The 24,538-nt window shown below is 75.3% G+C and carries 14 protein-coding genes, 2 pseudogenes and 1 riboswitch; of the genes and pseudogenes, 11 read left to right on the plus strand and 5 right to left on the minus strand.

Going from position 1 to position 24,538, the window contains the following annotated elements; all coding sequences use genetic code 11:
* Window positions 1-111: 111 nt before the first annotated feature.
* Window positions 112-2,430: a 5-methyltetrahydropteroyltriglutamate--homocysteine S-methyltransferase gene (gene metE, locus ACOBQU_RS36330; protein WP_423633340.1), complete on the minus strand. Its 2,319-nt coding sequence runs from the start codon at window positions 2,428-2,430 to the stop codon at window positions 112-114.
* 167 nt (window positions 2,431-2,597) lie between these two features.
* A riboswitch (cobalamin riboswitch) is annotated at window positions 2,598-2,821 on the minus strand.
* A 348-nt stretch (window positions 2,822-3,169) separates the two neighbouring features.
* Between metE and ACOBQU_RS36335 the strand changes: the two genes are divergently transcribed.
* Window positions 3,170-4,729: an FAD-dependent monooxygenase gene (locus tag ACOBQU_RS36335; RefSeq protein WP_423633342.1), complete on the plus strand. Its 1,560-nt coding sequence runs from the start codon at window positions 3,170-3,172 to the stop codon at window positions 4,727-4,729.
* Window positions 4,730-5,166: 437 nt separating this feature from the next.
* The gene (locus ACOBQU_RS36340) at window positions 5,167-7,362 is read left to right on the plus strand and encodes an MGH1-like glycoside hydrolase domain-containing protein (RefSeq protein WP_423633344.1); all 2,196 of its coding nucleotides are present in this window, start codon (window positions 5,167-5,169) and stop codon (window positions 7,360-7,362) included.
* 27 nt (window positions 7,363-7,389) lie between these two features.
* Here ACOBQU_RS36340 and ACOBQU_RS36345 read toward each other — a convergent pair whose 3' ends face one another.
* The gene (locus ACOBQU_RS36345; protein WP_423633346.1) at window positions 7,390-7,893 is read right to left on the minus strand and encodes a nuclear transport factor 2 family protein; all 504 of its coding nucleotides are present in this window, start codon (window positions 7,891-7,893) and stop codon (window positions 7,390-7,392) included.
* A gap of 345 nt (window positions 7,894-8,238) precedes the next feature.
* Between ACOBQU_RS36345 and ACOBQU_RS36350 the strand changes: the two genes are divergently transcribed.
* Both ACOBQU_RS36350 and ACOBQU_RS36355 read left to right on the plus strand, forming a co-directional pair.
* Entirely contained in the window at window positions 8,239-9,480 is a 1,242-nt protein-coding gene (locus ACOBQU_RS36350; RefSeq protein WP_423633348.1) for a serine hydrolase domain-containing protein, read from the plus strand.
* A 72-nt stretch (window positions 9,481-9,552) separates the two neighbouring features.
* Window positions 9,553-10,263, plus strand: coding sequence for a tetratricopeptide repeat protein (locus ACOBQU_RS36355; RefSeq protein WP_423633350.1), 711 nt, complete (start codon window positions 9,553-9,555; stop codon window positions 10,261-10,263).
* On the opposite strand, the gene ACOBQU_RS36360 is transcribed toward ACOBQU_RS36355, so the two are convergent.
* Together ACOBQU_RS36360 and ACOBQU_RS36365 are read right to left on the minus strand one after the other, a co-directional pair.
* Window positions 10,256-11,362 carry a M4 family metallopeptidase gene (locus ACOBQU_RS36360; RefSeq protein WP_423633352.1) on the minus strand — a complete coding sequence of 369 codons (1,107 nt, stop codon included), beginning with the start codon at window positions 11,360-11,362 and terminating at the stop codon, window positions 10,256-10,258. The genes ACOBQU_RS36355 and ACOBQU_RS36360 overlap by 8 nt on opposite strands.
* 225 nt (window positions 11,363-11,587) lie before the next feature.
* Window positions 11,588-13,122 (minus strand): annotated as a pseudogene (locus tag ACOBQU_RS36365) (FG-GAP-like repeat-containing protein).
* Between the two features lie 322 nt (window positions 13,123-13,444).
* On the opposite strand from ACOBQU_RS36365, the gene ACOBQU_RS36370 reads away from it, so the two are divergent.
* The 5 genes and pseudogenes from ACOBQU_RS36370 to ACOBQU_RS36390 all read left to right on the plus strand — a co-directional run bounded on the left by ACOBQU_RS36370 (window position 13,445) and on the right by ACOBQU_RS36390 (window position 20,648).
* Window positions 13,445-13,897 (plus strand): CU044_2847 family protein, encoded by a 453-nt coding sequence (locus ACOBQU_RS36370; protein ID WP_423633354.1) that lies wholly within the window; start codon window positions 13,445-13,447, stop codon window positions 13,895-13,897.
* Window positions 13,894-16,149, plus strand: coding sequence for a trypsin-like peptidase domain-containing protein (locus ACOBQU_RS36375; protein WP_423633356.1), 2,256 nt, complete (start codon window positions 13,894-13,896; stop codon window positions 16,147-16,149). The genes ACOBQU_RS36370 and ACOBQU_RS36375 overlap by 4 nt, the downstream gene beginning before the upstream one ends.
* A gap of 55 nt (window positions 16,150-16,204) precedes the next feature.
* Window positions 16,205-17,155, plus strand: a complete 951-nt coding sequence (locus ACOBQU_RS36380; RefSeq protein WP_423633358.1) for an AAA family ATPase — start codon at window positions 16,205-16,207, stop codon at window positions 17,153-17,155.
* A gap of 167 nt (window positions 17,156-17,322) precedes the next feature.
* Window positions 17,323-18,690, plus strand: a pseudogene (locus tag ACOBQU_RS36385) (SAV_2336 N-terminal domain-related protein); the annotation flags it as partial.
* A 1,109-nt stretch (window positions 18,691-19,799) separates the two neighbouring features.
* The gene (locus tag ACOBQU_RS36390; protein WP_423633360.1) at window positions 19,800-20,648 is read left to right on the plus strand and encodes a MinD/ParA family ATP-binding protein; all 849 of its coding nucleotides are present in this window, start codon (window positions 19,800-19,802) and stop codon (window positions 20,646-20,648) included.
* Window positions 20,649-20,651: 3 nt separating this feature from the next.
* On the opposite strand, the gene ACOBQU_RS36395 is transcribed toward ACOBQU_RS36390, so the two are convergent.
* Window positions 20,652-21,329 (minus strand): hemerythrin domain-containing protein, encoded by a 678-nt coding sequence (locus ACOBQU_RS36395; RefSeq protein WP_423633362.1) that lies wholly within the window; start codon window positions 21,327-21,329, stop codon window positions 20,652-20,654.
* Window positions 21,330-21,543: 214 nt separating this feature from the next.
* Between ACOBQU_RS36395 and ACOBQU_RS36400 the strand changes: the two genes are divergently transcribed.
* Window positions 21,544-23,121, plus strand: coding sequence for a cellulase family glycosylhydrolase (locus tag ACOBQU_RS36400; protein ID WP_423633364.1), 1,578 nt, complete (start codon window positions 21,544-21,546; stop codon window positions 23,119-23,121).
* A gap of 124 nt (window positions 23,122-23,245) precedes the next feature.
* A complete protein-coding gene (locus ACOBQU_RS36405) occupies window positions 23,246-24,475 on the plus strand; it encodes a glycosyltransferase (RefSeq protein WP_423634946.1) in 1,230 nt (409 codons plus the stop codon).
* Window positions 24,476-24,538 lie beyond the last annotated feature (63 nt).

Below are 24,538 nucleotides of genomic sequence, written 5' to 3' on the forward strand. Positions count from 1 at the left end.
GGTTCCGGCGGTCGACGTGGCCACATCGTCCACTAGGCCGGGCCCGTCGCTCGCGAACCGCGGGCGCCCGGGGGCGGGGCGTGGCGCCCGGCCCCCGGGCCCCGCCAGGGGTCAGGGCCCGGCGAGTTCCGCGCGCACCGCGCGGGCCGCGGCCACCAGGTTCTCCAGGGAGGCGCGGGTCTCGGGCCAGGCCCGGGTCTTCAGGCCGCAGTCGGGGTTGACCCACAGCCGTTCGGCGGGGATGGCCTCAAGTCCCGTGCGCAGCAGGGCCGCCGCCTCCTCGGCGCTCGGCACGCGCGGGGAGTGGATGTCGTACACGCCGGGCCCGGCCTCGCGCGGGTAGCCGTGCGCGGCCAGCTCGCGGGCGACCTGCATGTGGGAGCGGGCGGCCTCCAGGCTGATGACGTCGGCGTCGAGGTCGTCGATGGCCTGGACGACGTCCCCGAACTCGGCGTAGCACATATGGGTGTGGATCTGTGTGGCGGGCCGCACCCCGCTGGTGGTCAGCCGGAACGCCTCCGTGGCCCACGCCAGGTACGCGGCGCGGTCGGCGGCGCGCAGCGGCAGCGTCTCGCGCAGCGCGGGCTCGTCGACCTGGATGACGGAGGTGCCCGCCGCCTCCAGGTCGGCCACCTCGTCGCGCAGGGCGAGGGCGACTTGGCGGGCGGTGTCGGCGAGTGGCTGGTCGTCGCGGACGAACGACCAGGCGAGCATGGTGACCGGCCCGGTGAGCATGCCCTTGACGGGGCGTTCGGTGAGGGACTGGGCGTAGGCCGTCCAGCGGACCGTCATCGGCTCGGGGCGGGAGACGTCACCGGCGAGGACCGGCGGCCGGACGTAGCGCGTGCCGTACGACTGCACCCAGCCGTGCCGCGTGGCGAGGTAGCCCGTCAGCTGCTCGGCGAAGTACTGGACCATGTCGTTGCGCTCGGCCTCGCCGTGCACCAGCACGTCCAGGCCCGCCTTCTCCTGGAAGGACACCACCTCCTGGACCTCGGCCCGCACGCGCTCCTCGTAGTCGGCCTGGTCGGTCCGGCCCGCGCGCAGGTCGGCGCGGGCGGCGCGCAGTTCAGCGGTCTGCGGGAAGGACCCGATGGTCGTGGTGGGCAGCAGCGGCAGACCGAGGTGGGCGCGCTGCGCGGCGGCGCGCTCGGCGTACGCGGGTGAGCGGCGGGCGTCGGCCGCGGTGACGGCGGCGGCGCGGGCCCGCACGGCGGAGTCGTACGTGATCGGGGAACGGGCGCGGGAGTCCAGGTCGGCGCGGTTGGCGGCGAGTTCGGCGGCGATCGCGCCGGTGCCCTGGGCGAGGCCCTTGGCGAGGGTGACGACCTCGGCGGTCTTCTGCTGGGCGAAGGCCAGCCAGCGCAGGATCTGCGGCGCGATGTCCCGCTCGGCGGCCGCGTCGAGCGGCACGTGCAGCAGGGAGCAGGAGGCGGCCACGTCGACGCGGTCGGCGAGGCCCAGCAGGGTGCCCAGCGCGGCCAGGGACGCCTCCAGGTCGTTGACCCAGACGTTGCGGCCGTCGACGACGCCCGCGACCAGGCGCTTGCCGGGCAGCCCGCCGACCGCGGCGAGGGCGTCCAGGTTGGCGGCCGCGGGTCCCGTGAAGTCCAGGGCGAGCCCGTCGACGGGGGCCTTGGCCAGGACGGGCAGGGCCTCGCCGAGCCGGTCGAAGTACGAGGCGACCAGCAGCTTCGGCCGGTCCGTGAGGGCGCCCAGGTCACGGTAGGCGCGGGCGGCGGCGTTCAGCTCTCCGGGGGAGCGGTCCTGCACGAGGGCGGGCTCGTCGAGCTGCACCCACTCGGCGCCCGCCGCGCGCAGGTCGGCGAGGACCTCGGCGTACACCGGGAGCAGCCGGTCGAGCAGTGTGAGCGGGTCGAAACCGGCGGGCACGCCCGGTGCGGGCTTGGCGAGCAGCAGGTAGGTGACGGGCCCGACGAGCACGGGCCGGGCCGCGAGGCCGAGCGCGCTCGCCTCACCGAACTCCGCGACCTGCCGGGAGGAGTCGGCCGTGAACACCGTATCCGGTCCCAGTTCCGGCACCAGGTAGTGGTAGTTGGTGTCGAACCACTTCGTCATCTCCAGCGGCGCCACGTCCTGGGTGCCGCGCGCCATGGCGAAGTAGCCGTCGAGCGCGTCGGCCGCGACGGCCTCGCGGTGCCGTTCGGGGATCGCCCCGACCATGACGGTGGTGTCCAGGACGTGGTCGTAGTACGAGAAGTCGCCGCTGGGCACCTCGTGGACACCGGTGTCGGCGAGCCGCTGCCAGGTGGCGCGGCGCAGTCGGGCGGCGGTCGAGCGCAGTGAGTCCGCGGTGACGCGGCCCTTCCAGTAGCCCTCGACGGCCTTCTTCAGTTCCCGGTGCTGTCCCTGACGGGGGTAGCCGTACACGGTGGCCCGTGCTGCCGCGGCTGCGGGCTTGGTGGTCACGGAGATCTCCTTCGCGAGATGAGTCCCTGAGGTCCCGGGGACGGGACGCGGGCGCGAAGGGGTGACGGACCGGGCGGCACGGGAGCGCGTGCCGCCCGGCACGCCCGTCCGCCTGGTATGTACGCCGACCCGCCCACGAGGTCACCGGGATGTCCGCGCGCGAACGGGTCGCGCACGGGCAGGTGGCAGGTCTTCGGACTCGCGGGCACGTCCTCACCCTGTGAGGACACCTACTGGCCGTCGCTTCCCAGACCCCGTACGTCGGATCCAGTGCTTCTGACGGCGGTCGTTCCCGCTCACCGCTGCGGGGCAGTCCCGGATTCCCACCGGGTTCCCTCTTGCGACGCCTCCCGCCTGGCGGACGGGGCGAACCAGCTGCACGGGCCAGCCTAGAGGGTGACGGGGCGGGTGGGACAGGGTGTCCGTGATCTGGATGCGGGGCGGCGCGCGCGGACGCATGGGTATGTGGGCGTGGGTGTGGGTGCAGGGGCGCGCCTGGCGGTGGCGCCGATGCGGGCCTGGCGGGCGGTGCGGGTGCGGGCTTGGACGGCGCGCGGGCCCCGGCCCCAGGTCGGGGCGGCGTGGGCCGGACCGTGGGCTGGACGCACAAGAAAGGCGAGGGGGCCGCTGCCTCCTCGCCACTCTCAACGTATAGCGCACGGGGGGCCTTGCGGCAAGGCCCCCGCCCTGCCGCAGAATGCCTGGCCTACAGCCATGACCTGCGTAAACGGGAGTTCTCATGATCGACGTGGTCGTTGTCGGCGCCGGGCCCACCGGGCTGATGCTGGCCGGTGAGCTGCGTCTCGCGGGAGTGCGCACCGTCGTCCTCGACAAGCTGACCGAGCCGTCCGGGCAGTCCCGCGGGCGTGGCCTGCACGCGCGCAGCGTCGAGATCATGGATCAGCGGGGCCTGCTCGACCGGTTCCGCGCGGCCAGCGAGACGTTCCAGGTCGGAGGCCTCTTCGGCGGCATCATGAAGCCGTGGCCCGCAGGGATGGACACCGCTCACCCGTACGGTCTGGCCACGCCGCAGCCGGTCACCGAGCGGCTGCTGGAGGAGTGGGCGTGCGAACTCGGCGCCGAGATCCGGCGCGGCCACACGGTGGTCGGGCTGAGCCAGGACGAGGACGGCGTGAACCTCGAACTGGCCGACGGCACGAGCCTGCGCGCCCGCTACGCCGTCGGCTGCGACGGCGGGCGCAGCACGGTGCGCAAGCTGCTCGGCGTCGGCTTCCCCGGTGAGCCCGCCAAGGTCGAGACGCTGCTCGGGGACATGGAGGTGACCGAGGCCCCGGAGGCGGTCGCCGCCGTCGTCGAGGAGGTCCGCAGGACCCAGCTGCGGTTCGGCGTCCTTCCCGACGTGGACGGGAACAAGGGCGTGTACCGGATCATCGTGCCCGCCGAGGGTGTGGCGGAGGACCGCGGCGCGGGGCCGACCCTGGAGGAGTTCAAGGCGCGGCTGCGGGCCGTCGCGGGCACCGACTTCGGGGCGCACACGCCGCGTTGGCTGTCCCGGTTCACCGACGCCACGCGGCAGGCCGAGCGCTACCGCGTCGGCCGGGTGCTGCTGGCCGGGGACGCGGCGCACATCCATCCGCCGACCGGCGGCCAGGGGCTCAACCTGGGCGTGCAGGACGCGTTCAACCTGGGCTGGAAGCTGGCCGCCGAGGTCAACGGCCGGGCGCCGGAGGGCCTTCTCGACAGCTACCACGCGGAGCGGCACCCGGTGGGGGCCCGCGTCCTCGACAACACCCGCGCGCAGATGGCCCTGCTGGGCACCGACCCGGGTGCGACGGCGCTGCGGGAGCTGTTCTCGACGCTGATGGACTTCGAGGAGGTGAACCGGTACGTGACCGGCATCATCACGGCGATCGGGGTCCGCTATGACCTGGGCGGGAGCGGTGACCCGGGTGAGGGCGGTGACCTGGGCGAGGGCGGTGACCTGACCGAGGGTCACGGCGTGGACGAGGGGCACGAGCTGCTGGGCCGCCGGATGAAGGACGTACGGCTCAAGCGGGGCCGCCTGTACGAGCTGATGCGCGGCGGCCGCGGCATCCTTCTCGACCAGACCGGGCACCTGTCGGTGGCGGGCTGGTCGGACCGGGTCGACCACGTCGTGGACGTCAGCGACGAAGTGACCGCGCCCGCGGTGCTGCTGCGGCCGGACGGGCATGTGGCGTGGGTGGGGACGGGGCGGCGAGAGCCGCGGGGTTCGCAGGAGCCGGGGCTGGGGGCGCGGGATCAGCAGGGACTGGTCGCGGCGTTGGCGCGGTGGTTCGGCGAGCCTGCCGACGGCTGAGCGTCCCGTCGCGGGGCTGCGCGTGAGGGCCGCCTCGATGTGCCCCGCGAGTTCGGCGGGTTGTGGGGTGTGGGTTGTGGCTTGCGGCTTGCGGCTTGCGGCTTGCGGACAGCGGGTTGCGGGTGGGGCGGTGCGGGGTCGCGGGCTGCGGGGTCTGCGAGATCCGTACGGCGGTGAGGTCCCTGCCGGTCATGAGGGCCGCCCGCTTCCACCAGGGGCTGCGGCCTCATGGGCGTACCCACGGCGGCACGGGCCCCGGACCCGTGCCGGTCAGGCGCTTGCCGCTCCACCTCGTGCAGACCCCTTGCCGCCGCGCTCCGCTGGCGTGATCATGGCGGGCAACCTCGGCCCCTGGCCTCCCTCCGCCACCACACGCCCCTTCTGCCCCAGCAGCACCCGCCGTCGACGAACCCGCACCCCCCAGACCGGGAGACCGTATGCGCTCTCGCTCGCGCGCCCTGACCGCGCTTGCCCTCACGCTGGCCGTCGGCCTCACCCAGGCCCCCGCCGCCGACGCGGCACCGATGTTTCACGGGAAACAACGGCCCGCCCCGTCCACGGGCGCCGCGCCAGGCCCGTACGAGAACGTCCTCGACCTGCGGGGCGTCCCCAAGGCCGCCGAGCCCGGCGAGTTCAACCCCGTCAACGTCTTCGCCGACCGGGGCGCCTGGCACGCCTACGCGCTGCCGTCGGCGGGCGACCCGGCGACGTACGGCGGCTTCAGCGGGCCGCTGTACATCGCCCAGGAGTACCCGTGGTGGCTGAGCAAGGCCTTCAGCCGGATCCGGCTCTCCGAGAAGGGCAAGGCCCTCGACCTCGACGCGGGCGGCGCACCGCGGTTCTCCTCGCTGCCGGGCGTGCTGCGTCAGACGTACCGCCTCGACGGGCTGCGGCTCACCCTGGAGCTGCGGTTCGCGACCGACCGCACGGCGCTGGTGCGGGCGCGTATCCACAACACCGGCCGTGCCCCGCGCACCCTCGCCGCCGACTGGACGGGCTCGCTGCTGCGCCCCGCCAAGTCACCCCAGCGGGAGGCGCCTTCGCTGTCCGCCACCGGGCGCGGCGTCGCCGTCGGCTTCGCGCGGGTGCGGGAGAAGTGGGACTACCTCACCGACGGCACCGAGCGCTTCGAGGTCACCCACCGCGACGCGGTCCGCACCACGGTCCAGGGCGACACCTACCGCAGCGCGCTCGCCGCGCCCGTCCGCCTCGCGCCCGGCGCGGCCCGCACCCTGGACTGGACCGAGAGCTACACCTTCACCGGCGCCGAGCGGGCCCGCGAGGCCGCCTCGGTACGACGCGTGCTCGCCCACCCCGCCGCGGTGACGGCGGCCGGTGACGCGCGCTGGCGGCGCTATGTCGCCGCCGTCACGCGCGACGTGCCACCCGCGCGCCGCCGTCTCGCCGTGAAGTCCCTGGAGACCCTGGTCACCAACTGGCGCTCCGCGGCGGGGCGGATCCGGCACGACGCCATCAGCCCGTCCCTGTCGTACAAGTGGTTCACCGGCGGCGTGTGGGCCTGGGACACCTGGAAGCAGGCCGTCGGCACCGCCCGCTTCGCGCCGGGGCTCGCGAAGTCCCAGATCCGCGCCATGTTCGACCACCAGATACGGCCCGGCTCCGCGACCCGGCCGCAGGACGCCGGGATGCTCCCCGACGCGGTCTTCTACAACGACACCGCCGACGGCGGCGGCAACTGGAACGAGCGCAACAGCAAGCCCCCGCTGGCCGCGTGGGCGGTCTGGGAGGTCTACCGGCGCAGCGGCGACCGGGGCTTCCTGCGCGAGATGTACCCGAAGCTGGCGGCCTACCAGGCGTGGTGGTACCGCAACCGCGACCACGACCGCGACGGCCTCGCCGAGTACGGTGCGACCGTCGACCCCGCCAACGACAGCGCCGAGCAGCGCAGGCTCGCCGCCGCCTGGGAGAGCGGCATGGACAACGCGCCGCGCTTCGACGCCGCCCTCGGCACCTCCGTGGTCGCCAACCGCGACGCCTCCGGCACCGTGATCGGCTACTCGCTCACCCAGGAGTCCGTCGACCTCAACGCCTACCTCGCCGCCGACCAGGACCATCTCGCCTCGATCGCACGGGCGTTGGGCGACCGGGCGGGGGAGCGGCACTGGCGGTCCAGGGCCCGGGCCACGCACCGGGCGGTGCGTGAGCGGATGTACGACCCCGGCGACGGCTGGTTCCACGACACGGACCTGGACAGCGGCAAGCGCCTGACCGCGCGCGGACGCGGCATCGAGGGTGCCGTTCCGCTGTGGACCGGCACGGCTTCGCGCGCGCAGGCCGCCGCCGTACGGGACAAGCTGACGGATCCGGCGGAGTTCGCCACGCCGGTCCCGTTCCCGACGGTCGCCCGCAGCTCCCCGTACTTCGCTCCGCAGCGCTACTGGCGCGGCCCGGTCTGGCTGGACCAGGCGTACTTCGCCGAGGCGGGGCTGCGGCGGTACGGCTACCGCCGCGAGGCCCGCGCGCTGACCGACCGGCTCGTGACGAACGCGTGGGGCCTCGCGGCGCGCGGCCCTGTGATGGAGAACTACGACCCGCTCACCGGCGCCCCGCTCAACTCCCCGAACTTCAGCTGGTCTGCGGCGGTGCTGCTGCCGATGCTGAGCGACGAGTGAGCTGGCGCCGCTTGGCGGTGGCGGGGTCTAGGGGGCTGTGTCCGCCGTGTCCGCCGTGGCTGTCGGGACCGCCGCGACCATCGTGACCGCTGTGTTCGCCGTGTCTGCCATGACCGCCGTGTCTGCTGGGACCGCCGTGTCCGCCGTGGGCGGGGTCAGCGCCGCCCGCATGGCCACCCCGTCGACGTAGGAGTGCTTCTCCTTCACCGCCCCGTCCTCGACCACGACGAAGTCCACGAGGTCGATGTCGACCGGGGAACCGGCCGCCGACGTCCCGGACATCTTCCACTGCGCCACCCAGAAGTCGTCCCCCACGCGCAGTGAGACCTCGGTGAAGGCCAGGTCGGGGACCAGCTTGAAGGTCTCCGCCGCGGCGTCGCGGATCGCGTCACGGCCGCGTGCGGGCTCCTGGCCCGCGTGCAGGTGGAACACGGCGTCCGGCGTGTGCAGTTCGGCGATCCGGTCGGGGTCGCGCGCCTCCCAGCAGGCGTGGTAGCGCTCGAACAGGGCGTGCGTGGTGCTGCTGCTCATGGGCCTCGGCCTTCCGGTCTGGGGAGGGGGGTGGCGCGTGACTCGCATGCAAGGGGGCGTCGTGCCGCGCGTCAAGGTGTCGGGCGGCGCGGGATGCTCCTGGGAGAGCCTGGGGGCGGTCTGGGGACGGGCTGGGAGGGTCTTGGGAAGGCCCCGGAGGGGGGAGGGGAGGGGAGGGCCGACCTGGGGGTGGCTCGGGGGACGCCCCCTAGAGGCTTCCCCCGATGGATCTCCGGGATGATCCCGATGGTGTCGGGGTGGCGCGGCTGATGTGCTGGAGGCATGGTTCGTCAACGGTCAACTCACCGCCATCCACGCCAGGTTCGACTCCTGACGCTGGCCGTCATGGGTGCCCTCGGCCTGCTCGCCGCCGCGGTGCCCGCAGTGCCTTCCACCGCCGCTGAGCCGCGCGGCTCCGAGTGCCCCCAGGCGCGGGCACGCCCGGGCGTCCAGGGGCAGACAGACCCGGACGCCCACCCGCGCGGGCGGACGGGCCCGCACGCGCGGACCCAGGCCGCCCTTGACCGCGTCGTCGCGCAGGGCACGCCGGGCGTCATAGCCGAGGCCAGAGTCGGCCGTGCGGTGTGGCGCGGCCGGGCCGGTGTCGGCGACCTCACCACCGGCCAACCGCGCGCCACCGACGAGAAGTTCCGCATCGCGAGCCTGACCAAGACGTTCACGTCGGTGGTGCTGCTCAAGCTCGAAGCCCAGGGGAAGCTGTCCCTGGACGACAGCGTCGAGAAGTGGCTGCCGGGCGTGGTGCGCGGCAAGGGGTACAGGCCGGGACACATCACGGTGCGGCACCTGCTCAACCACACGAGCGGAGTCTTCGACTACAACATGGACGACGGCTTCCGGGCGAAGTACGCGGGAGACGCGTTCGACGAGCACCGGTACACCCGGTGGAGCCCGGCAGACTTGGTCGGGATCGCGCTCGCCCACCCGCCGGTGTTCCAGCCGGAGCAGGGCAGCAGACCGGGCAGGCCCGGGAAGTGGGACTACTCGGACACCAACTACATACTCGCCGGAATGATCATCGAGCGCGTCACGGGCGGGACCTACGGGGACGCGGTCGACTGCCTCCTCATCCAGCCGCTCGGCCTGCGCGGCACCAGCGTCCCCGGCCTCTCGCCCACGCTGCCCGCCCCGCACGCCAGGCACTACTCGACGCTGTTCGAGAACCCGCCGCACGCCAAGGTGCGCGACGTGACCGAGTTCAGCCCCACGGTGGCGTTCTCCGCCGGGCAGCTGATATCGACCGTCAGCGACGTGAACACCTTCATGAGCGAGCTGCTGCGCGGCGCACTGCTGCCACCGGCCCAGCAGAGACAGCTGCTCGCCGCGGTCCCGGTCGACGGGGACAAGGGACACGGCGGCCCGGACGACGTCTACGGCCTCGGCATACGCCACTTCAAGATCCAGCGCGGCTGCTGGGCGTGGGGCCACGGAGGGATGATCCCCGGCTCGGCGACGCGCACCGTGGCATCGGCGGACGGGCGGCACGTGCTGACCGTGAACCGCAACGGCGACTGGGGCGAGCAGGAGGCGGAGGACGCGGTGCTGAAGGCCGAGTTCTGCCGACGCTGACCCGTCGGCGGCCCGGCCGTAAGGGCGGCGCTGCCGGGACCGGTCCCGCCGGGGCCGCGCAGAATCGCCGTCATGAGGTTCGGTGGACGGGCGAGGGCGGAGCGGAGACTGCGACAGGACGCCGAGGCCGGGGACAGCCAGGCCATGTACGACCTGGCGCTGTGCCTGCTGCGGGGGCGGGACACCCTGGCGGAGTCCGACCTGTGGTGTCGGCGGGCCGCCGAGAGCGGCCATGTGGAGGCCATGAACAGCGTCGGCCTCACCCTGCACGCGCGCGGGGACCTCGCCGGAGCCGAGGTCTGGTTCCGGCGGGCGGCGGAGCACGGCCACCTGGAGGCCATGCACAACGTGCCGATCCTGCTCCAGCAGCGCGGCCAGCGAGCCGAGGCCGAGTCGTGGTTCCGCCGCGCCGCCCACCACGGCCACCCGAGGGCGATGTACAACCTGGGGGTGCTGCTGCGGGACGACCAGCGGGCGGCCGAGGCGGAGTCCTGGTTCCGAGCGGCGGCCGAGCGGGGCAACGTCGACGCGATGTTCAACCTCGGCACCGACCTGCTCTCGCGCGGCGCGTACGACGAGGCCGGGGTGTGGCTCCAGCGGGCGGCGGACCTCGGTGACGTGGACGCGCGGGCCAACCTCGCCCTCGTCCGGTTCGCGCAGCGCGGCGACGCGCGGGTGATCCACCTGCGCTCGCAACCGCCGGAGGCGCGGTCGCCGGGCTCGCGGTCGCCCGGCTCTCGGTCGTCGGGTGAGGGCGGTGGACCACCGGACGGCGTCAGTTGACGTTGACCGCCGTCCACGCGCTGGCCACGGCGCGCTGCTCGGGGCTGTCGACGCCGTGGAGTTCCGCTGCCGCCGCCAGGGTCGCCGAGCGTGCGGTGCGGTAGTTGGCGGTGGAGGTCAGGTAGACCGTCAGCGCCCGGTACCAGATCTTCTCCGCCTTGGCCCGGCCGATGCCGGTGACGGGGCGGCCGTCGACGGTGGGGCTGTCGTAGGAGACGCCGTTGACCACCTTGGGTCCGCTGCCTTCGGAGAGGAGGTAGAAGAAGTGGTCGGCGGGGCCCGCGGCGTACGCGGGGGCGAGCTGGCCGATGCCCGCGTACCAGTAGTCCTTGGACTGGCCGTCCCTGGACGGGCGGTCCATGAAGCGCCGGGCGCCCTGGCCGTTGGTCTCCGGGTACTCGCCGAAGAGGTAGTCGCCGGGGTCGGCCGCGTTGGCCGCGGAGAACTCCATGGACGCGGCGAGGACGTCGCTGGACGCCTCGTTGAGCGCGCCCGGCTCCCCGGTGGCGGGCAGGTTGGCGGTGGTCGCGGTGACGCCATGGGCCATCTCGTGGGCGCCGACCTCGATGCGGACGGGGGACCCCTGCGGGGGCGCGCCGTCGCCGTAGGTCGTGCACGACGACCCGACGTCGTAGAAGGCGTTGAGGAAGTGGGTGCCGTAGTGGACGCGGCTGCAGCCGCCCTTGCCGTCGCCGCGGACGCCCGTGCGGTTGTGGACGGCCAGGAGGTGGTCCCAGACCACCGAGTGGATGTAGTGCGCGGCGACGGCGTCGGACTGGCGCCCGCCCTCGCACCAGACGTTGTCGTTGTCGGTGACCAGGGTGCCCGACCCGGAGGGGCTGTTGTACATGTCGTAGGTCTTGTGGTTGCCGCGTTTGGGGTCGTTCAGCTCGTAGCGCCCGGTGCTGGGGTTGTACGTGGTGTCGAGCGGTACGCGGCCCACGTTCGTGCCGCAGCCGACCCCGGCCACGGCGGCCTGCGGGGCGGGGCGGGCGGTGGCGGGGGCGCCCTGGACCGCGGTGGCGAGGAAGGTGGCCGCGGCGAGCAGGACACCTGTGGCGGTGCGGGGGTGGCGTAACCGGTATCTGGATCTGGCCATGGCGTCTCCTTGGGGTCCGGGGCCCCGAGGGGCCGGAGGGGGCCTGGGGCCTCGGGGCCGCTTCGGGGTCCGTTCGGGCAGCGGAACGAGCCTGCCAGCACCCCGCGCCGCTTGTCAGTGTTCCGATAAGTCTTTCGGTGTGGGCCCGGTAAGCGGACGGGCGCGGGTGAGGGGCTAGGGCGGCCGAACTGCGGCCCGGGGGCGCCGCCCTCGCTCCTCGGGGGCCTAGCGCAGCGGGCTGCCGAAGTACGCCTTGGCGTACGGCGCCGCGAGGTCCTTCGGGCCGAAGGCGACGGCCTTCCTGGTCGTCAGGCCCGTGGCCGAGCCGCGCAGCGACCACAGGGCGCCCGCGCCGTCGTTCTCGTTCACGGAGGAGGCGGCGAGGTCGCCGCGGCCGTCGCCCGTGAGGTCGAGCAGCGCCACCTCGGCGCCGAACCTGTCGCCCTTCTCGCCGACGCCCGGGACACCGGCCGTGTCCTGCTGGAATGCCTGGGCGCCGGTGCCGGTGACACCGGAGGCGCTGCCGCGCACGACGGTGACGGAGCCCGCGTCCTTGACGTTCCCGACGTCCTCGCCCGGGGCGCCGACGGCGATGTCCGCGTAGCCGTCGCGGTTCATGTCGCGCACGGCGAGCGCGGCGCCGAAGCCGTCGCCCCGCTCCTCGACGCCGGGCACGCCCGGCAGGTCCTGGTCGAACGTCTGGGTGCCCCCGGTCAGGCCGTCCTTCGCGCCGAAGGCGACCAGGACCTTGGGCGCGTCGCCGCTGTGGCCGACGACGAGGTCGTCGTAGCGGTCGCCGTTGACGTCGCCTACGGCCAGGTTGACATCGGGGCCCGTGGCGCGGCCGCGTTTGAAGCCGGTGGGGGAGCCGTACAGGAGGGCGTTGCCCCACTCGCCGTCACCCTCGTAGTCGTTGAGGGCGATGTCGGCGCGGCCGTCGCCGTTGACGTCGCCCACGGCCTGCGGCACGACCGGGCCCTTGACCGAGCGCGGGCCGTCGACGCAGCTGTCGACCGTGCCCGGCTCGGGGAGCAGTCGGGGTGGGCGTCGTCCTGGCCGTAGCTCCACCACTGCGACCTGTCCATGAAGTCGAGCGTGGCGGCGGGCTCGCCGGTGCGGGAGATCGGGCCCTTCCACAGGCGGGCCCGCTGGTGGACCGGGTCGTCGCCGTAGGAGCGCACCCTGCCGAACAGGGCCAGGTCGGTGGTGCCGTCGCCGTCGAAGTCCCCGGTCTGCGGCGCGAAGCCGAAGGTGGGGACGCTGGTGCCGCCGGTCAGGCCGCTCCGGGAGCCCCACAGGATCACGGAGCCGCCGGGCTCGCCGACGCCGTCGGAGCCGATGACGAGGTCCGTGTAGCCGTCCCCGTCCAGGTCGCCCTTGGTGAACCAGCGGCCGAACTCCTGCTTGGTGGTGGCCGACCCGGGGACGCCGCTGGACGAGCGGCTGACGACCTTCCTGCGGGCGGGGTCGAGGCCGTTCCTGGAGCCGTAGGTGACCGCGACGTACCCGGCCTGCTTCTTGCCGGAGACGGTGGCGTCGGGGGCGCCGACGACCAGGTCGGCGTAGCCGTCGCCGTTGAAGTCGTCCGCCGCCTTCGCCGCGGCGGCCCGGCTCGCGGCCGGGTGCGCGGCGGGGGTGGCGGCCTCGGCCCGGTCCTGGCCGAGGGACCAGATCGTGAGCCCGCCCGTCACCAGGGACAGGGCGATCAGGGGTGTGATCAGACGGACGCGGCGGCGTGCTCGCGAGGTGGGGTTCGTCATGATTCCTTCGCTCGACGGGGCTCTCGGTGGTCTCGGCATTCCCGATGGTCCGGGTGTTCCCGATGGTCTCGGTGTTCCTGATGTCCTCGGTGTTCTCGCCGGGACGGCGGAACGTGTGCCCGGCGGACCCGTGCTGTCCAGGGGAATTCACCGCCGGTTCAGGCACCTTGACCGCTCACGCCCTTCGAGGGTTGTACGGAGTCGCGCGGCGTCCGCGTGACCGGTGCGGGCGGGGCCCGGAGCGGTGGTGCGCGCGGGTGCGGCGCTCGCGGATTGGTGAACTCCTCTATCAGGGGCGCGCGTTGATCTGCACAATGCGTGTGTGCCGCACTATGACTACGTGGAGTTCACGCTCGACGACGGAGCGCGGGTCCGGCTCGAACTGGCCGGAACGGGAGCCGCGCCCGCCGACCCCGGCGATCCCGGCGATCCCCACGGCCCCGGCGACATGGACGCCGACCTGCCGGGAGGCATATCCGGCGTGACCCCGGTCGGCCGCGGCGCCCGTGTGAGCGCTGCCGCAACGGACGCGCTGCGCGCCGTGCTCAGCCCGCTCGGGCCGGTCCTCCAACAGGTGCACGACGCCGTACGCGGCATCCCCGACCCGCCCGGCGAGATCTCCGTCGGCTTCGGCGTGCAGATCGGTCAGGACCTCAAGCTCGGCATCGTCGGCGCGGGCGGCCAGGCCAGCATGACGGTCTCGGCGACCTGGCAGCTCCCCGCGACGCCCGCGACGCCCCCCGCTCCGGACCCCGCCCCGAGGACCGCGACGTGACCTGGTTCGAGCCGCTGGACGACCAGCGGGCCGACGCCCGCGGGGCACTCGTCCGCGTGCTGGCCGCCGACCGGGCCAGAACCGTCGGCGCGGGCGTCTACCTCTGCGGACGCGCCCTGCTGACCTGCGCCCACGTCGTCAACATGGCGCTCGGCGCCCGGCCGCTCAGCGCGCGCGACCCCGGCAGGGTCACCCTCGATGTGTCGTTCCCCGTCCTGTCCGCCACCCACACCCGCCCCGCCCGCCTGGTGACCTGGATACCGCCCCGCTCCGCCACCCACGGCCCGGTCCCCGAGGGCGCCCTCCAGTGGGGCGGCGACCTGGCCGTCCTCGAACTGCCGGAGGAGCCGCCGCCCCCGGCGGGACCGGTGCGCTGGCTGGAGATGGCCCGCGGCCAGGAGGTGCGGGCGTGGTACGGCGGCGGCCAGGCGTTCTCGTACGCGGACGTGCGCGTGGCCGCGTACGACAACGGCGTCGGCTACCTCGACGGACAGCTGTCCGGCGCCGCCGTCGACGACGGCTACAGCGGCGGCCCCCTGTGGTGCCTGGCCGACGGCGCCGCCGTGGGCCTGGTCATGGGCCGCATCACCGCCCCGGGCACCGCCCTCGCCGCACAGCACACGGTGCGCCGCAGCTGGGGCGTGGGCTGGCAGTCCCTGCTCGCCGAGCTGCGCCACGCGGGCGCGCTGCCCGAAGCCCACCTCGACCGCCTCGGCCGACCGTCGGCCGCCACGGCGTCCGACGTGGACGACGCGGCCCGCGACATGATGATCGGCCCCCTGCACACCCTCCTCGGCGACCCCGCCACCCGCGCCGCCCACGCCACCGCCCTGGCCGCCGAACTCGGCCTGCGCGCCCCCGCCGACGGCACCGCCCCGCTGGTCGAGGAGCTGGCCCACCTGCTCACCCGCACCGAGCGCGCGCTGCCCACGCTCGCCCAGTCCCTGGCGCCCGCGGTCGCCGACGACCCGCGCGGACGCGGCGAACTCGACCGGCTGCTCGCCGTCGGCCACCTCAGCGAGCGCGCCGGACTCCTCTCCGTCGCCGAACACCGCTTCCTGCTCGCCAAGTTCGAGCACCTGTGCCGCCACGACCCCGGCCTGCTGCACCGAGCGGCCTGTGAGGCCCTGCCCTACCTGGACCTGCCCCGGTCGCTCCAGGCGGCCCGCCTCGACCCCGCCGCCGTACCGGGCGCGCTGCGCGAGCTGGAGACCTGGCACGGCGACAGCTCCCCGGTGCCCGACGAGACGCCCCGGCTGCCCGCGCTGCTGCGCGTCGTGGAGTACGTCGCCGCCGAGACCGGCGGGCTCGCCTGCCGCGCCCTCCAGGAGTGGAGCGGCCGGGTCGCCGCCCGGCTCGGCATCCACGCCTCCGCGCTGCGCGAGCGCCGCGCCGACGCCGAGCGCTGGTCGCGGCGCGCGGCCCCGGCGGGCGCCCGCGTCCTGGTCGAGCTGGACCGGCACGCCAAGGACCCGGCGGACCACTACCGCTGCGCGGTGTGGCGGCTGCGCGCCGACGGCAGCGCGGCCCGCGCCGTCACCGGCACCGACCGGCCCCGCACCGGCGACGAGATCGCCCGGCTGATCCGCGAGACCGCGGGCGGCACGGAGGGCGCCGAGCACGGCGTCGCCCTGGTCGCTGTGTCCGTGCCGCCGGACGCCCTGGAACTGCCGGTCGACGAGTGGGACGGCGCCGGAGTCGACGAGTACATCCCCGCGCCCCTCGGCGAGGACTTCCACCTCATCCTGCGCTGCCCCAAGCTGCGCCGCCGCTCCCGCACCGGCGCCGCCGACCTCAGGCGCCGCTGGGCCGCCCGCCACCACGGCGAGGCCCTCCGAGCCGACCAGGCGAGCGGCGGCCGGGCCGGACTCATCGGCCTGCTCAAGACCACCCACCGGGACACCGCGCGCGTCCTCGTCCACGGCAGCGCCGCCCAGCGCGGCGAACTCCTGCCCGTCTGCCTGGTCATGGGTGTCCCCATCGTGCTGTGGGACCGCGGCTCCCCGGCACCCGTACCCGGCCTGGACGAGGTCGGCCCCGACGATCCGGTCGACGGACTCCCCGAACGCGTACGGCACTTCAGGGTCCGCGCCTACGCCGACGAGGCCACCTCCACGCGCCCCGCCCTGGTGTGGGAGGACACCGAGCTGCCCCTGCCGGACGAACTCCAGCTCGCCGATCCCGCGCAGGGACTCGCCGACCCCGCGCGGGGACGCGCGGACCCGGCCCACGGAACGGAGCGGGCCCAGTGAACAGCCGTACCGGGCACCCACGGTGAGCCGGAACCGCAGTGAGGGAGCGGGCGATATGAGTCAGAGCGACGACTGGCGGCTGTTCCGCGGCGACCGCGTGGTCCGCCCCGTGCGGCTGCCCGAGGCGCCGCCGTGGCGCCGGTTCCCCGACGGGCAGGGCGCCCGCGCCCGGCCGCGCCCCTACCTCATCGGCCGCGCCGAGTCCGACGTGGTGAGCGCCGCCCTGCACCTGCGGCGCCCGCTCCTGGTCACCGGCCACCCCGGCACGGGCAAGTCCTCGCTCGCCCACGCCATCGCGCACGAACTCGCCCTCGGCCCCGTCCTCCAGTGGGCCGTCAACAGCCGCTCGGCCCTCAAGGACGCGCTGTACGGGTACGACGCCATCGGCCGCCTGCGCGAGACCCATCTGCGCCAGGAGCGCGGCGAGCGGGAGCCGGGCATCGGCACCTTCGTCAGGCTCGGCCCGCTCGGCACGGCCCTGGTGCCGAGGGAGCGGCCGCGCGTGCTGCTCGTCGACGAGCTGGACAAGGGTGACGTGGACCTGCCGAACGACTTGCTGACCGTGTTCGAGGAGGGCGAGTTCGAGATCGCGGAGCTGTCCCGGCTGCCCGAGGACCAGTCCGAGGTGCCGGTGCTCACCCACGGCTCGGACGGCGAGTGGGTGACGGTCACGCGGGGCCGCGTCCGCTGCCGGGAGTTCCCCGTCGTCGTCATCACCAGCAACGGCGAGCGGGACTTCCCGCCCGCGTTCATGCGCCGCTGCGTGCGCCTCGCGCTGCCGGACCCGGACGAGGCCCGGCTGCGGGAGATCGTCGCCGCCCACCTCGGCGAGGACGCCCTGGCCGGGGTCGACGACCTGCTGCACGCCTTCCTCAACCGCCGCGCCCCCGGCGAACTCGCCACGGACCAGCTCCTCAACGCCGTGTTCCTGCGCAGGGGCGGCGTCGACCTCAACGCCGAGGGCCTGCTGGACGCCGTACTGCACCGCCTGGGCGGAGCCCTCTAGATGCCGACCGGCGACGCGGGAACCGGTCCGCCCGGGGGCGGCCCGGCGGGAGGCGCCCCGCCGCCCCCTGCCCCGCCGCTCCCTGCCCCGCCGCCCCGCGCCGCCCTCACCCAGCTGGGCCGCCTCACCGGCCACGACCTGTCCATCCACGAACTCCTCGACGCGCTCTGGCTGGCCGCCCGGCTGCCCGCGGACGGCGGGACGCCGCTCGCGCACGCCCTGTCCCTGACCACCCGCGCCACCGGCCCGCCCGGCGCCGCCGAAGCCCCCGCGCCCGCCGCTCCCGACGGCGCCCGCCCGCCCCCGACGCCGCCGGGGACGCCGACGCGCTGACGCCGCCCCCGCCCCCGGCGCAGCTCCTCGGCGCCCTGCACGCGGCCGCCGCCGCGCGCAGCGCCCCCGAGTTCGCCCGCCTCGGCACGGACGACGACCGCTTCGCCTCCGACGACGGGGCGCTGCCGGTGCGCGTCCCCGAGGAGAAGGCCCTCGGCGAGGAGGAACTGCGCTTCGGGCGCGCCCTGCGGCTGCTGAAGCAGCCCCAGCCGCACCCGCACAAAACGGAGTTCGACGAGGCGGCCACCGCGGCCGCGATGGCCGAGACGGGCCTGCCCGACGTGGTGACCCGGCCCGCCCGGCAGCGCTGGCTCGACCTGGTGCTGCTCATCGACGACGGCATCTCCATGCTGCTGTGGCGGCGCCTGGCCACCGAGCTGCGGGCCCTGCTGGAGCGGCTCGGCGCGTTCCGCGGCATCCGCGTCCAGGGCCTGGACACCCGCTCGCCGCGCGCGCCCCTGCTGCGGGCCCGCCCCTTCGACCCGCACTCCGCGCTCCTGTCGCCCGCCTCGGCCGTCGACCCCTCCGGCGGCACGCTCGTCCTGGTCATCAGCGACGGCGTGGGCCCCTGCTGGCGGGACGGACGGATGCGCCAGGCCCTGGAGCGCTGGGCCCGCCAGGGGCCGACCGCGATCCTCCAGGCGCTGCCCGCCCACCTGTGGGACGGCTCGGGCATCCGCTGCGAGCCCTGGCTGGTCACCACCCGGCGCAGGGGCGCCGCCAACGACACCTGGGACGTGGCCGACCCCCTGCTGCCGCCGGGCCTCGGCGAGGACTTCGCGGACGTCCCCGTCCCCGTCCTCGAACCGTACCCTCCGGCCGTCGCCGCCTGGGCCCGCCTCGTGGCCTCGCCGGGCGCCAGCACCCAGCTGCCCCTGCTGCTGCCCTCCCACGCCCCGGCACCGCAGCGCCGCGCCAACACGCGCGCCGCGGACGCCTCCACCGCCGTCCTGCGCTTCCGCGACGCCGCCTCCCCGCAGGCCTACCGGCTCGCCGCGCACCTGGCCGCCGTCTCGCCGCTCACCGTGCCCGTGATGCGGCTGGTGCAGGAGGCCGTGGAGCGGGCGGACACCTCGCACCTGGCCGAGGTCTTCCTCGGCGGCCTCATGCAGCAGGTCGAGCCCGGCGACGCCCAACTGCCCGCGCAGCACCGTCGGTTCGGCTTCCCCCGCGACATCCAGGACATCCTCCTCGACACTGCCTCACCCATCGACCTGCTGCGTACGACACGAGCGGTCACCCAGCGCCTGCGCGCCCTCGTCGGCCGCTCGCCCGACTTCCCCGCCTGGCTCGCCCACCCCACCGGCACCAGCGAACTCCTCCCCGGCACCCGTCCGTTCGCCTGGCTGGAGGACCGGCTCCTGACCCATCTGGGCGCCCGCCCCATGGCGGCGCCCGCCCCCGAACGCGCCCCCGTGCAGGCGCCCGTCCAGCTCCCCTCCGGCCTGGAGACCGCGCCCTCCTGGCTGCCCCTGCGGCTCCAGGACCTGTACGTCCTCGGCCCCTACACCCTGCGGCGGCGCGACAGCGGCGGCGGCACCCCCACGGCGTACATCGGCGAGGACGAGGACGGGCGGCAGGTGCTGCTGCGCGTGTCGGCGTCGGCCACCTCGCCGGTCGCCCGGGAACTGCTCGACATCGAGCGCCGCGCGCTGCGCCGCATGGGCGGCGTGTACGCACCCGACCTCGTCGGCAGTGACCTGCGCGCCCCCGTCCCGTGGCTGGCGCTGCGCCTGGACGTCCTCGGCGACGGGCGGCCCGCGCCCACCCTGCGGGCCGTCCTGGACGCGGCCGGGCCCCTGGCGGGCACCCCGCTGTTCCTGTGGCTCGGCTGGAACCTGGCCCGGGCGGTGAGCCGCTGCCACCGCCGGGGCATCGTGCACGGCTCGCTGACGCCGGGCGCGGTCCTGGTCACCGAGGCCACCCTGCACATCATCAGCTGGACGTCGGCGCGCATCGACGGGGCGTGGACCGCGTCGGTGTCGTCGATCCCGCCCGCCTCGCCCTACCGGGCCCCCGAGGTCACGTACTGGGGGACTCGCGGATCGCGGCGGGCGACGTCTACGCCCTGGGCGCCGTGCTGCTGCACGCGGCGACCGGCCGCACCTGGCACGGCTTCGAGCGCGACGGGCTGCGGCACGACTGGCGGTTCGCCGACCTCGACGCGGACCTCAGGGACCTGCTGCTGCGCTGCATCGCGACCGAGCCGGAGGGGCGGCCCACGGCGCGGGAGGTGGCCGACGCCCTCGCCGAGCGCCTGCCGGGCGGACAGCAGTGGCAGGAGGCGGAGGAGGGCGAAGACGAAGGGCCCGTGCCCACCGGGGGCGAACCGGCGGGCACGGAAGGCGCCGAGGAGGCGGAGGACGACGACACCGAGACCTGGACCCGCGCCATCCGCGCGCCGCTGTCCGCCCCGCTGCGGATCGTGCTCGTCGGCGTCAAGGACGGCGTCGGCTGCACCACGACCACGATGATGCTGGGCGCCGTCCTCGCCGACCAGCGGCAGGAGCGGGTCCTCGCCATCGACGCCGACCGGCACGCGGGGCGGCATGTGCGCATCGGCGGCCGTGTCTTCCGCTCCACCCTCGCCACCCTGACCGACCTGGCGGCGTCCCTGCCGGAGGTGCAGCGCTTCACCGACCTCGGCCTGTTCCTGTCGCCGCACCGCTCGGGCCTGATGGTCCTGGCCAACGACTCCGTCTCCCGGCCGTCGGCGGGCGGCCAGTACACCGACCACGACTTCCGCACGGTGGCGCGGGCGACGCAGGAGTACTTCCCGCTCACGCTGATCGACGCGGACAAGCCGGTGTCCGTCGTCCTGGAACACGCCGACCGCGTCGTCATCGTCTCGCGCGCCGACCCCGCGGGCCTCACCCAGGCCCAGCACACCATGGACCGCCTGGTCACCCTCAACCGCCCCGACCTGGTGGAGGAGGCCGTCGTCGTCCTCAACCACAGCCACCCCGCCGCGGGCTGGACCCTCGACCCCGCGGGCGTGCGCGGCCTGCGCTCCCGCTGCCGGGGCATCGTCACCGTCCCCCGCGACGGGCACCTGGCGATGGGCAGCACCGTCGAGCTGTCCTGGCTCACGCCCGTCGCGTACAAGGCGTACCTGCGGCTCGCGGGGCTGCTGCTGGGGCCGCGCCCGATGTTCCCCTGACGGTCAGCCGACCGGGCCGAAGGCCAGCTTCTCGTGGGCGGTGTACACCGCGAGGAGCGGCTGGATGGCCGAGGCGGGCGACAGCAGGCGCCGCTCGTCGGCCGTGGCGTACCGCCACAGCCAGGGCCGCAGCCACGCGCCGAGTTCCGGCGGCGTGGACCGGTGGATCTCCGCCTCGGCCGCCGCGTACCGCGCGGCGCTCACCCGGCGCAGGATCACGGGGAACAGGTGCCGCTCCTCGGCGCCGACGTGTTCGACCAGCAGGTCGCGCTGTTCGGCCAGGAGGGCGGCCAGGGGCCGCGCGTGCCGGGCCGGGTGCTCCGCGTACCGCGCGGCGGTCTCGTCCACGGCGTCCTGGAGCCGGTCCAGCGCGTGGTGGTCGCCGACGTAGCGGGACAGGTCCACGGCCCCGCCCACCTCGTCGGCGACCACCGGCCAGAGCCGGTCGTCCTCGTTGCGGTGGTGGTGGCGTACGGCCGCGTCGTACCGGTGGACGTACGTGGCGATGGCGCCCGCGCGGGCGGGCGGCACCCGCGACGCCTCCGGGGCGCGCAGCAGGGCCGCGAGGCGGTCGATGTCGCCGAGGATGGCGCGGTGGCTGAGCCGCATGCCGGTGAGGTCGGGCCGCGCGGGCGGGGCCTGAGCGGTCCGGTCCGCATCTGGCGTGGTGCTGTTCGTCATGGCGCCCAGGGTGGGGTGCGGCGGTCAATGGCAGGTCAACGGGGGTTCAACGGGGCGGCGGAAACCTCGGCGGCCACCACGCGGAGTCCGGGTGCGGCCCCTGCCTCAACAGCGGTGCTCCCGCAGGGCTCTTGATGACACATCAGTAACTCCGGTTGGATGTCCCGGACCCGCGGGCCCGCCCCGCGGTCCCGACGAGTGCCGGAGGTCCGCCATGCGCCCGTACCGCCCGCGCCGCCTGTTCCTGGCCGCCCTCATCGCCCTGGTCACGGCGGCGCTGCTGGGCGGCGGCCTCACCCCCGCCGCGCGGGCGAGAGCCGACGCGCCGCACGACCGGAGCGGGCCCCCGGGAGGGGCGCACGCCACACCCCGGGTGACGCCCGGGGGCGGGGCGGACGCGGCGTCCGGGGGCGGGGCGGACGCGGCGTCCGGGCGCGGGGCGCGCGCCGTGTCCGAAGGCGGGGCAGGCGGCGTACCGCGGCTCACCGACGCGCGCGGCCGGGTGCTCACCCTGCGCGGCTGGAACGTCGAGGACAAGACGCACCACGGCGACGACGCCCTCAGCGCGATCACCGAACGGCACTTCCGCGACCTGCGCGCCCACGGCTTCAACTTCGCGCGCCTGCTGGTCTTCTGGGACGACCTGGAGCCCGAGCGCGGCCACTACAGCGAGGCCTACCTGCGCAAGATCCGGCGCGTCCTCGACTGGGCGCACCAGCACCGCGTCCGGGTCGTGCTCGACGCCCACCAGGACGTGTTCGGGCCCGCGTTCGGCCACCGCGGCATCCCTCGCTGGGCGACCCGCACCGACGGCCTGCCGTTCACCCCGCACCCCGACGACTGGTTCGCCGAGTACTTCGAACCCGCCGTCCAGCGCGCCTTCACCCACCTCTACGAGGACCGGGACCTGCGCGCCGCGCAGGCCCGCATGTGGCGCCTGCTCGCCGGGCGCTTCGGCCACCACCCGGCCGTCCTCGGCTACGACCTCATCAACGAACCCATGGGCGAGCCGCGCCCCGGCGAGGACCTGCCCACCGCGGCACGCCGCATCGAGGCGACCCAGCTCACCCCCCTCTACAACCGCCTCGCTGACGCCATCCGCACCCGCGACCGCGGCACCTGGCTGTTCGTGGAGCCGACCCCCATCGTCGGCGAGGGCGTGCCCACCGGCCTCGGCCGCGTCGACGATGCACGCGTGGTGTACGCCCCGCACTTCTACAACACCGCGATGGAGGCGGGCGCCGACTACGACCCGTCGGCGGGCTGGATCGAGGCCTACGAGCGGGCCGTCACCGCGTACCCGCGCGAGCACGCGCTGCCCGTCGTGGTCGGCGAGTGGGGCCCGCTGAACAGCGGCCTGCCGAACATGCGCCGCTTCCACGACGACGCCCTCGTCTCCTTCAGCCGCTACTCCTCGGGCTGGGCGGGCTACGTCTGGTGCTACGGCGGCGGCTACTGCGCGCTGGACGGCGACGGCCGCCTGCGCACGAACAAGGAGCGCACCGCCACCCCGTACGCGCCCGCGGTCGCGGGAACGGTACGCGAGGACGCCTACGCCCCGGACACCGCCACCTACCGCCTCGCCTACCGCGCCGCCCCGCCCCGCACCGGCCCCACCGAGCTGTCCCTGCCGCCCAGCGCCCGGGGCTGGCGCGTCGAGGTGTCGGGCCGCGGGGCCCGGCCGAGCGCGCGGGCCGTGCCGCCGGGCCGGACGGCACGCGTGTGGGTGCGGGCGGCGACCGGGGCCGAGGTGGCGGTACGGGTGGTGCCGGGGCCTGCCCGGCGGGGGTGAGGGACGCCGCCCGCGCCGCCCCGGCACGGCGGTTCCGCGATCCGCCATCTCCGCGCCACGCCCCCGCGCACCGGTGCGACGCGCCCGCGCGCTGCCCATACTGACGGGTGTGCGCGTAGCAATCATGACGGCGGGCTCCCGAGGCGACGTGGCTCCCTTCACCGGGCTCGGGGCCGCGCTGGTCCGGGCCGGGTACGACGTGACCCTGGTGACCCATGCGATGTTCGATTCACTGACGGACGGCTCCGGGGTGCGCTTCCACGCGCTGCCCGTCGACCCGCGGGCGGAGTCGCACTCGGCGCGGGGGCAGGCGCTGCACCGCAGCAGCAGCGGCGCGGGCAAGCTGCTGCGGGTCGCGGGCCTCGCCAAGGCCGTGGCGGGCGAGCTGACCGACGGCCTGCTGAAGGCGGCCGAGGACAGCGACGTCCTGGTCGTCGCGGGCAGCCTCACCCCGCTCGGCGCCACCCTCGCCGAGGGCCTGGGCCTGCCGAGCCTGGGTGCCCACCTCCAACCGGTGCACCCCACCCGCGTGTTCGCGCCGCCCATGACCGGCTCCCGCTCCCTCGGCCCGCTCGGCAACAGGGCAGCGGGCCGCGCGGTCGACGCCGCCATCGCGTACATCTTCACCGACGCCGTACGCGACCTCAGGGCCCGCCTGGGTCTGCCGCCCCGGACGCTCGCCGCCGCCCGCAGGGATCGGGAGCGCGCGCACTGGCCGGTGCTGCACGGCTTCAGCCCGACGATCGTGCCCCGCCCGCACGACTGGCGCCCCGGCCTGGACGTCGTCGGCTACTGGTGGCCGCACGAGACGGGCCGACTCCCCGCGTACGTCGAGGAGTTCCTCGACGCGGGCGCCCCGCCCGTCTTCGTCGGCCTGGGCAGCGCCACCGTCCCGCACCCCGAGCGCCTGAGCGGCCAGGTGGTGCGGGCGCTGCGCGCCGCCGGGCTGCGCGGCGTGATCCAGCGGGGCTGGGCCGGGCTCGACGCGAGCGGCGACGACCTGCTCACCGTCGACGACGTGCCGCACGGCCTGCTGTTCCCGCGCATGGCCGCCGTCGTCCACCACGCGGGAGCGGGCACGACCGCCGCGGGCCTGCGCGCGGGGGTCCCGGCCGTGCCGGTGCCCATCCAGTTCGACGAGGCCTTCTGGGCGAGTCGGCTCGTCGCCCTGGGCGCGGCGCCGCGCACGCTGCCGCTGCGGTCGCTGACCGGCGGGGCGCTCGCCGCCGCGCTGGTGCGGGCGACGGGCGACCCCGGCTACCGGGCGCGCGCCCGGGCCCTGGCCGACCGGCTGGCCGCGGAGGACGCCGTGGGCCCCGTCGACGCGGCGATCCGGCGCGTCACCGCGGGCTGACGGGCTCGCCCTCTCCCGGCCGCCCGCGTCCGCTGTCCGTCCGGCCGCGTCCGCTGTCCGGCC

Source organism: Streptomyces sp. G45 (assembly GCF_049542095.1).
Lineage (GTDB): Bacteria > Actinomycetota > Actinomycetes > Streptomycetales > Streptomycetaceae > Streptomyces.

Bases quoted from the DNA above. Each gene is read 5' to 3' on its own strand.
- ACOBQU_RS36335 (WP_423633342.1), top strand. From the start codon at position 3,170: ATGATCGACGTGGTCGTTGTCGGCGCCGGGCCCACCGGGCTGATGCTG.
- ACOBQU_RS36340 (WP_423633344.1), top strand. From the start codon at position 5,167: ATGCGCTCTCGCTCGCGCGCCCTGACCGCGCTTGCCCTCACGCTGGCC.
- ACOBQU_RS36345 (WP_423633346.1), bottom strand. From the start codon at position 7,893: ATGAGCAGCAGCACCACGCACGCCCTGTTCGAGCGCTACCACGCCTGC.
- ACOBQU_RS36350 (WP_423633348.1), top strand. From the start codon at position 8,239: ATGGGTGCCCTCGGCCTGCTCGCCGCCGCGGTGCCCGCAGTGCCTTCC.
- ACOBQU_RS36355 (WP_423633350.1), top strand. From the start codon at position 9,553: ATGAGGTTCGGTGGACGGGCGAGGGCGGAGCGGAGACTGCGACAGGAC.
- ACOBQU_RS36360 (WP_423633352.1), bottom strand. From the start codon at position 11,362: ATGGCCAGATCCAGATACCGGTTACGCCACCCCCGCACCGCCACAGGT.
- ACOBQU_RS36380 (WP_423633358.1), top strand. From the start codon at position 16,205: ATGAGTCAGAGCGACGACTGGCGGCTGTTCCGCGGCGACCGCGTGGTC.
- ACOBQU_RS36395 (WP_423633362.1), bottom strand. From the start codon at position 21,329: ATGACGAACAGCACCACGCCAGATGCGGACCGGACCGCTCAGGCCCCG.
- ACOBQU_RS36400 (WP_423633364.1), top strand. From the start codon at position 21,544: ATGCGCCCGTACCGCCCGCGCCGCCTGTTCCTGGCCGCCCTCATCGCC.
- ACOBQU_RS36405 (WP_423634946.1), top strand. From the start codon at position 23,246: ATGACGGCGGGCTCCCGAGGCGACGTGGCTCCCTTCACCGGGCTCGGG.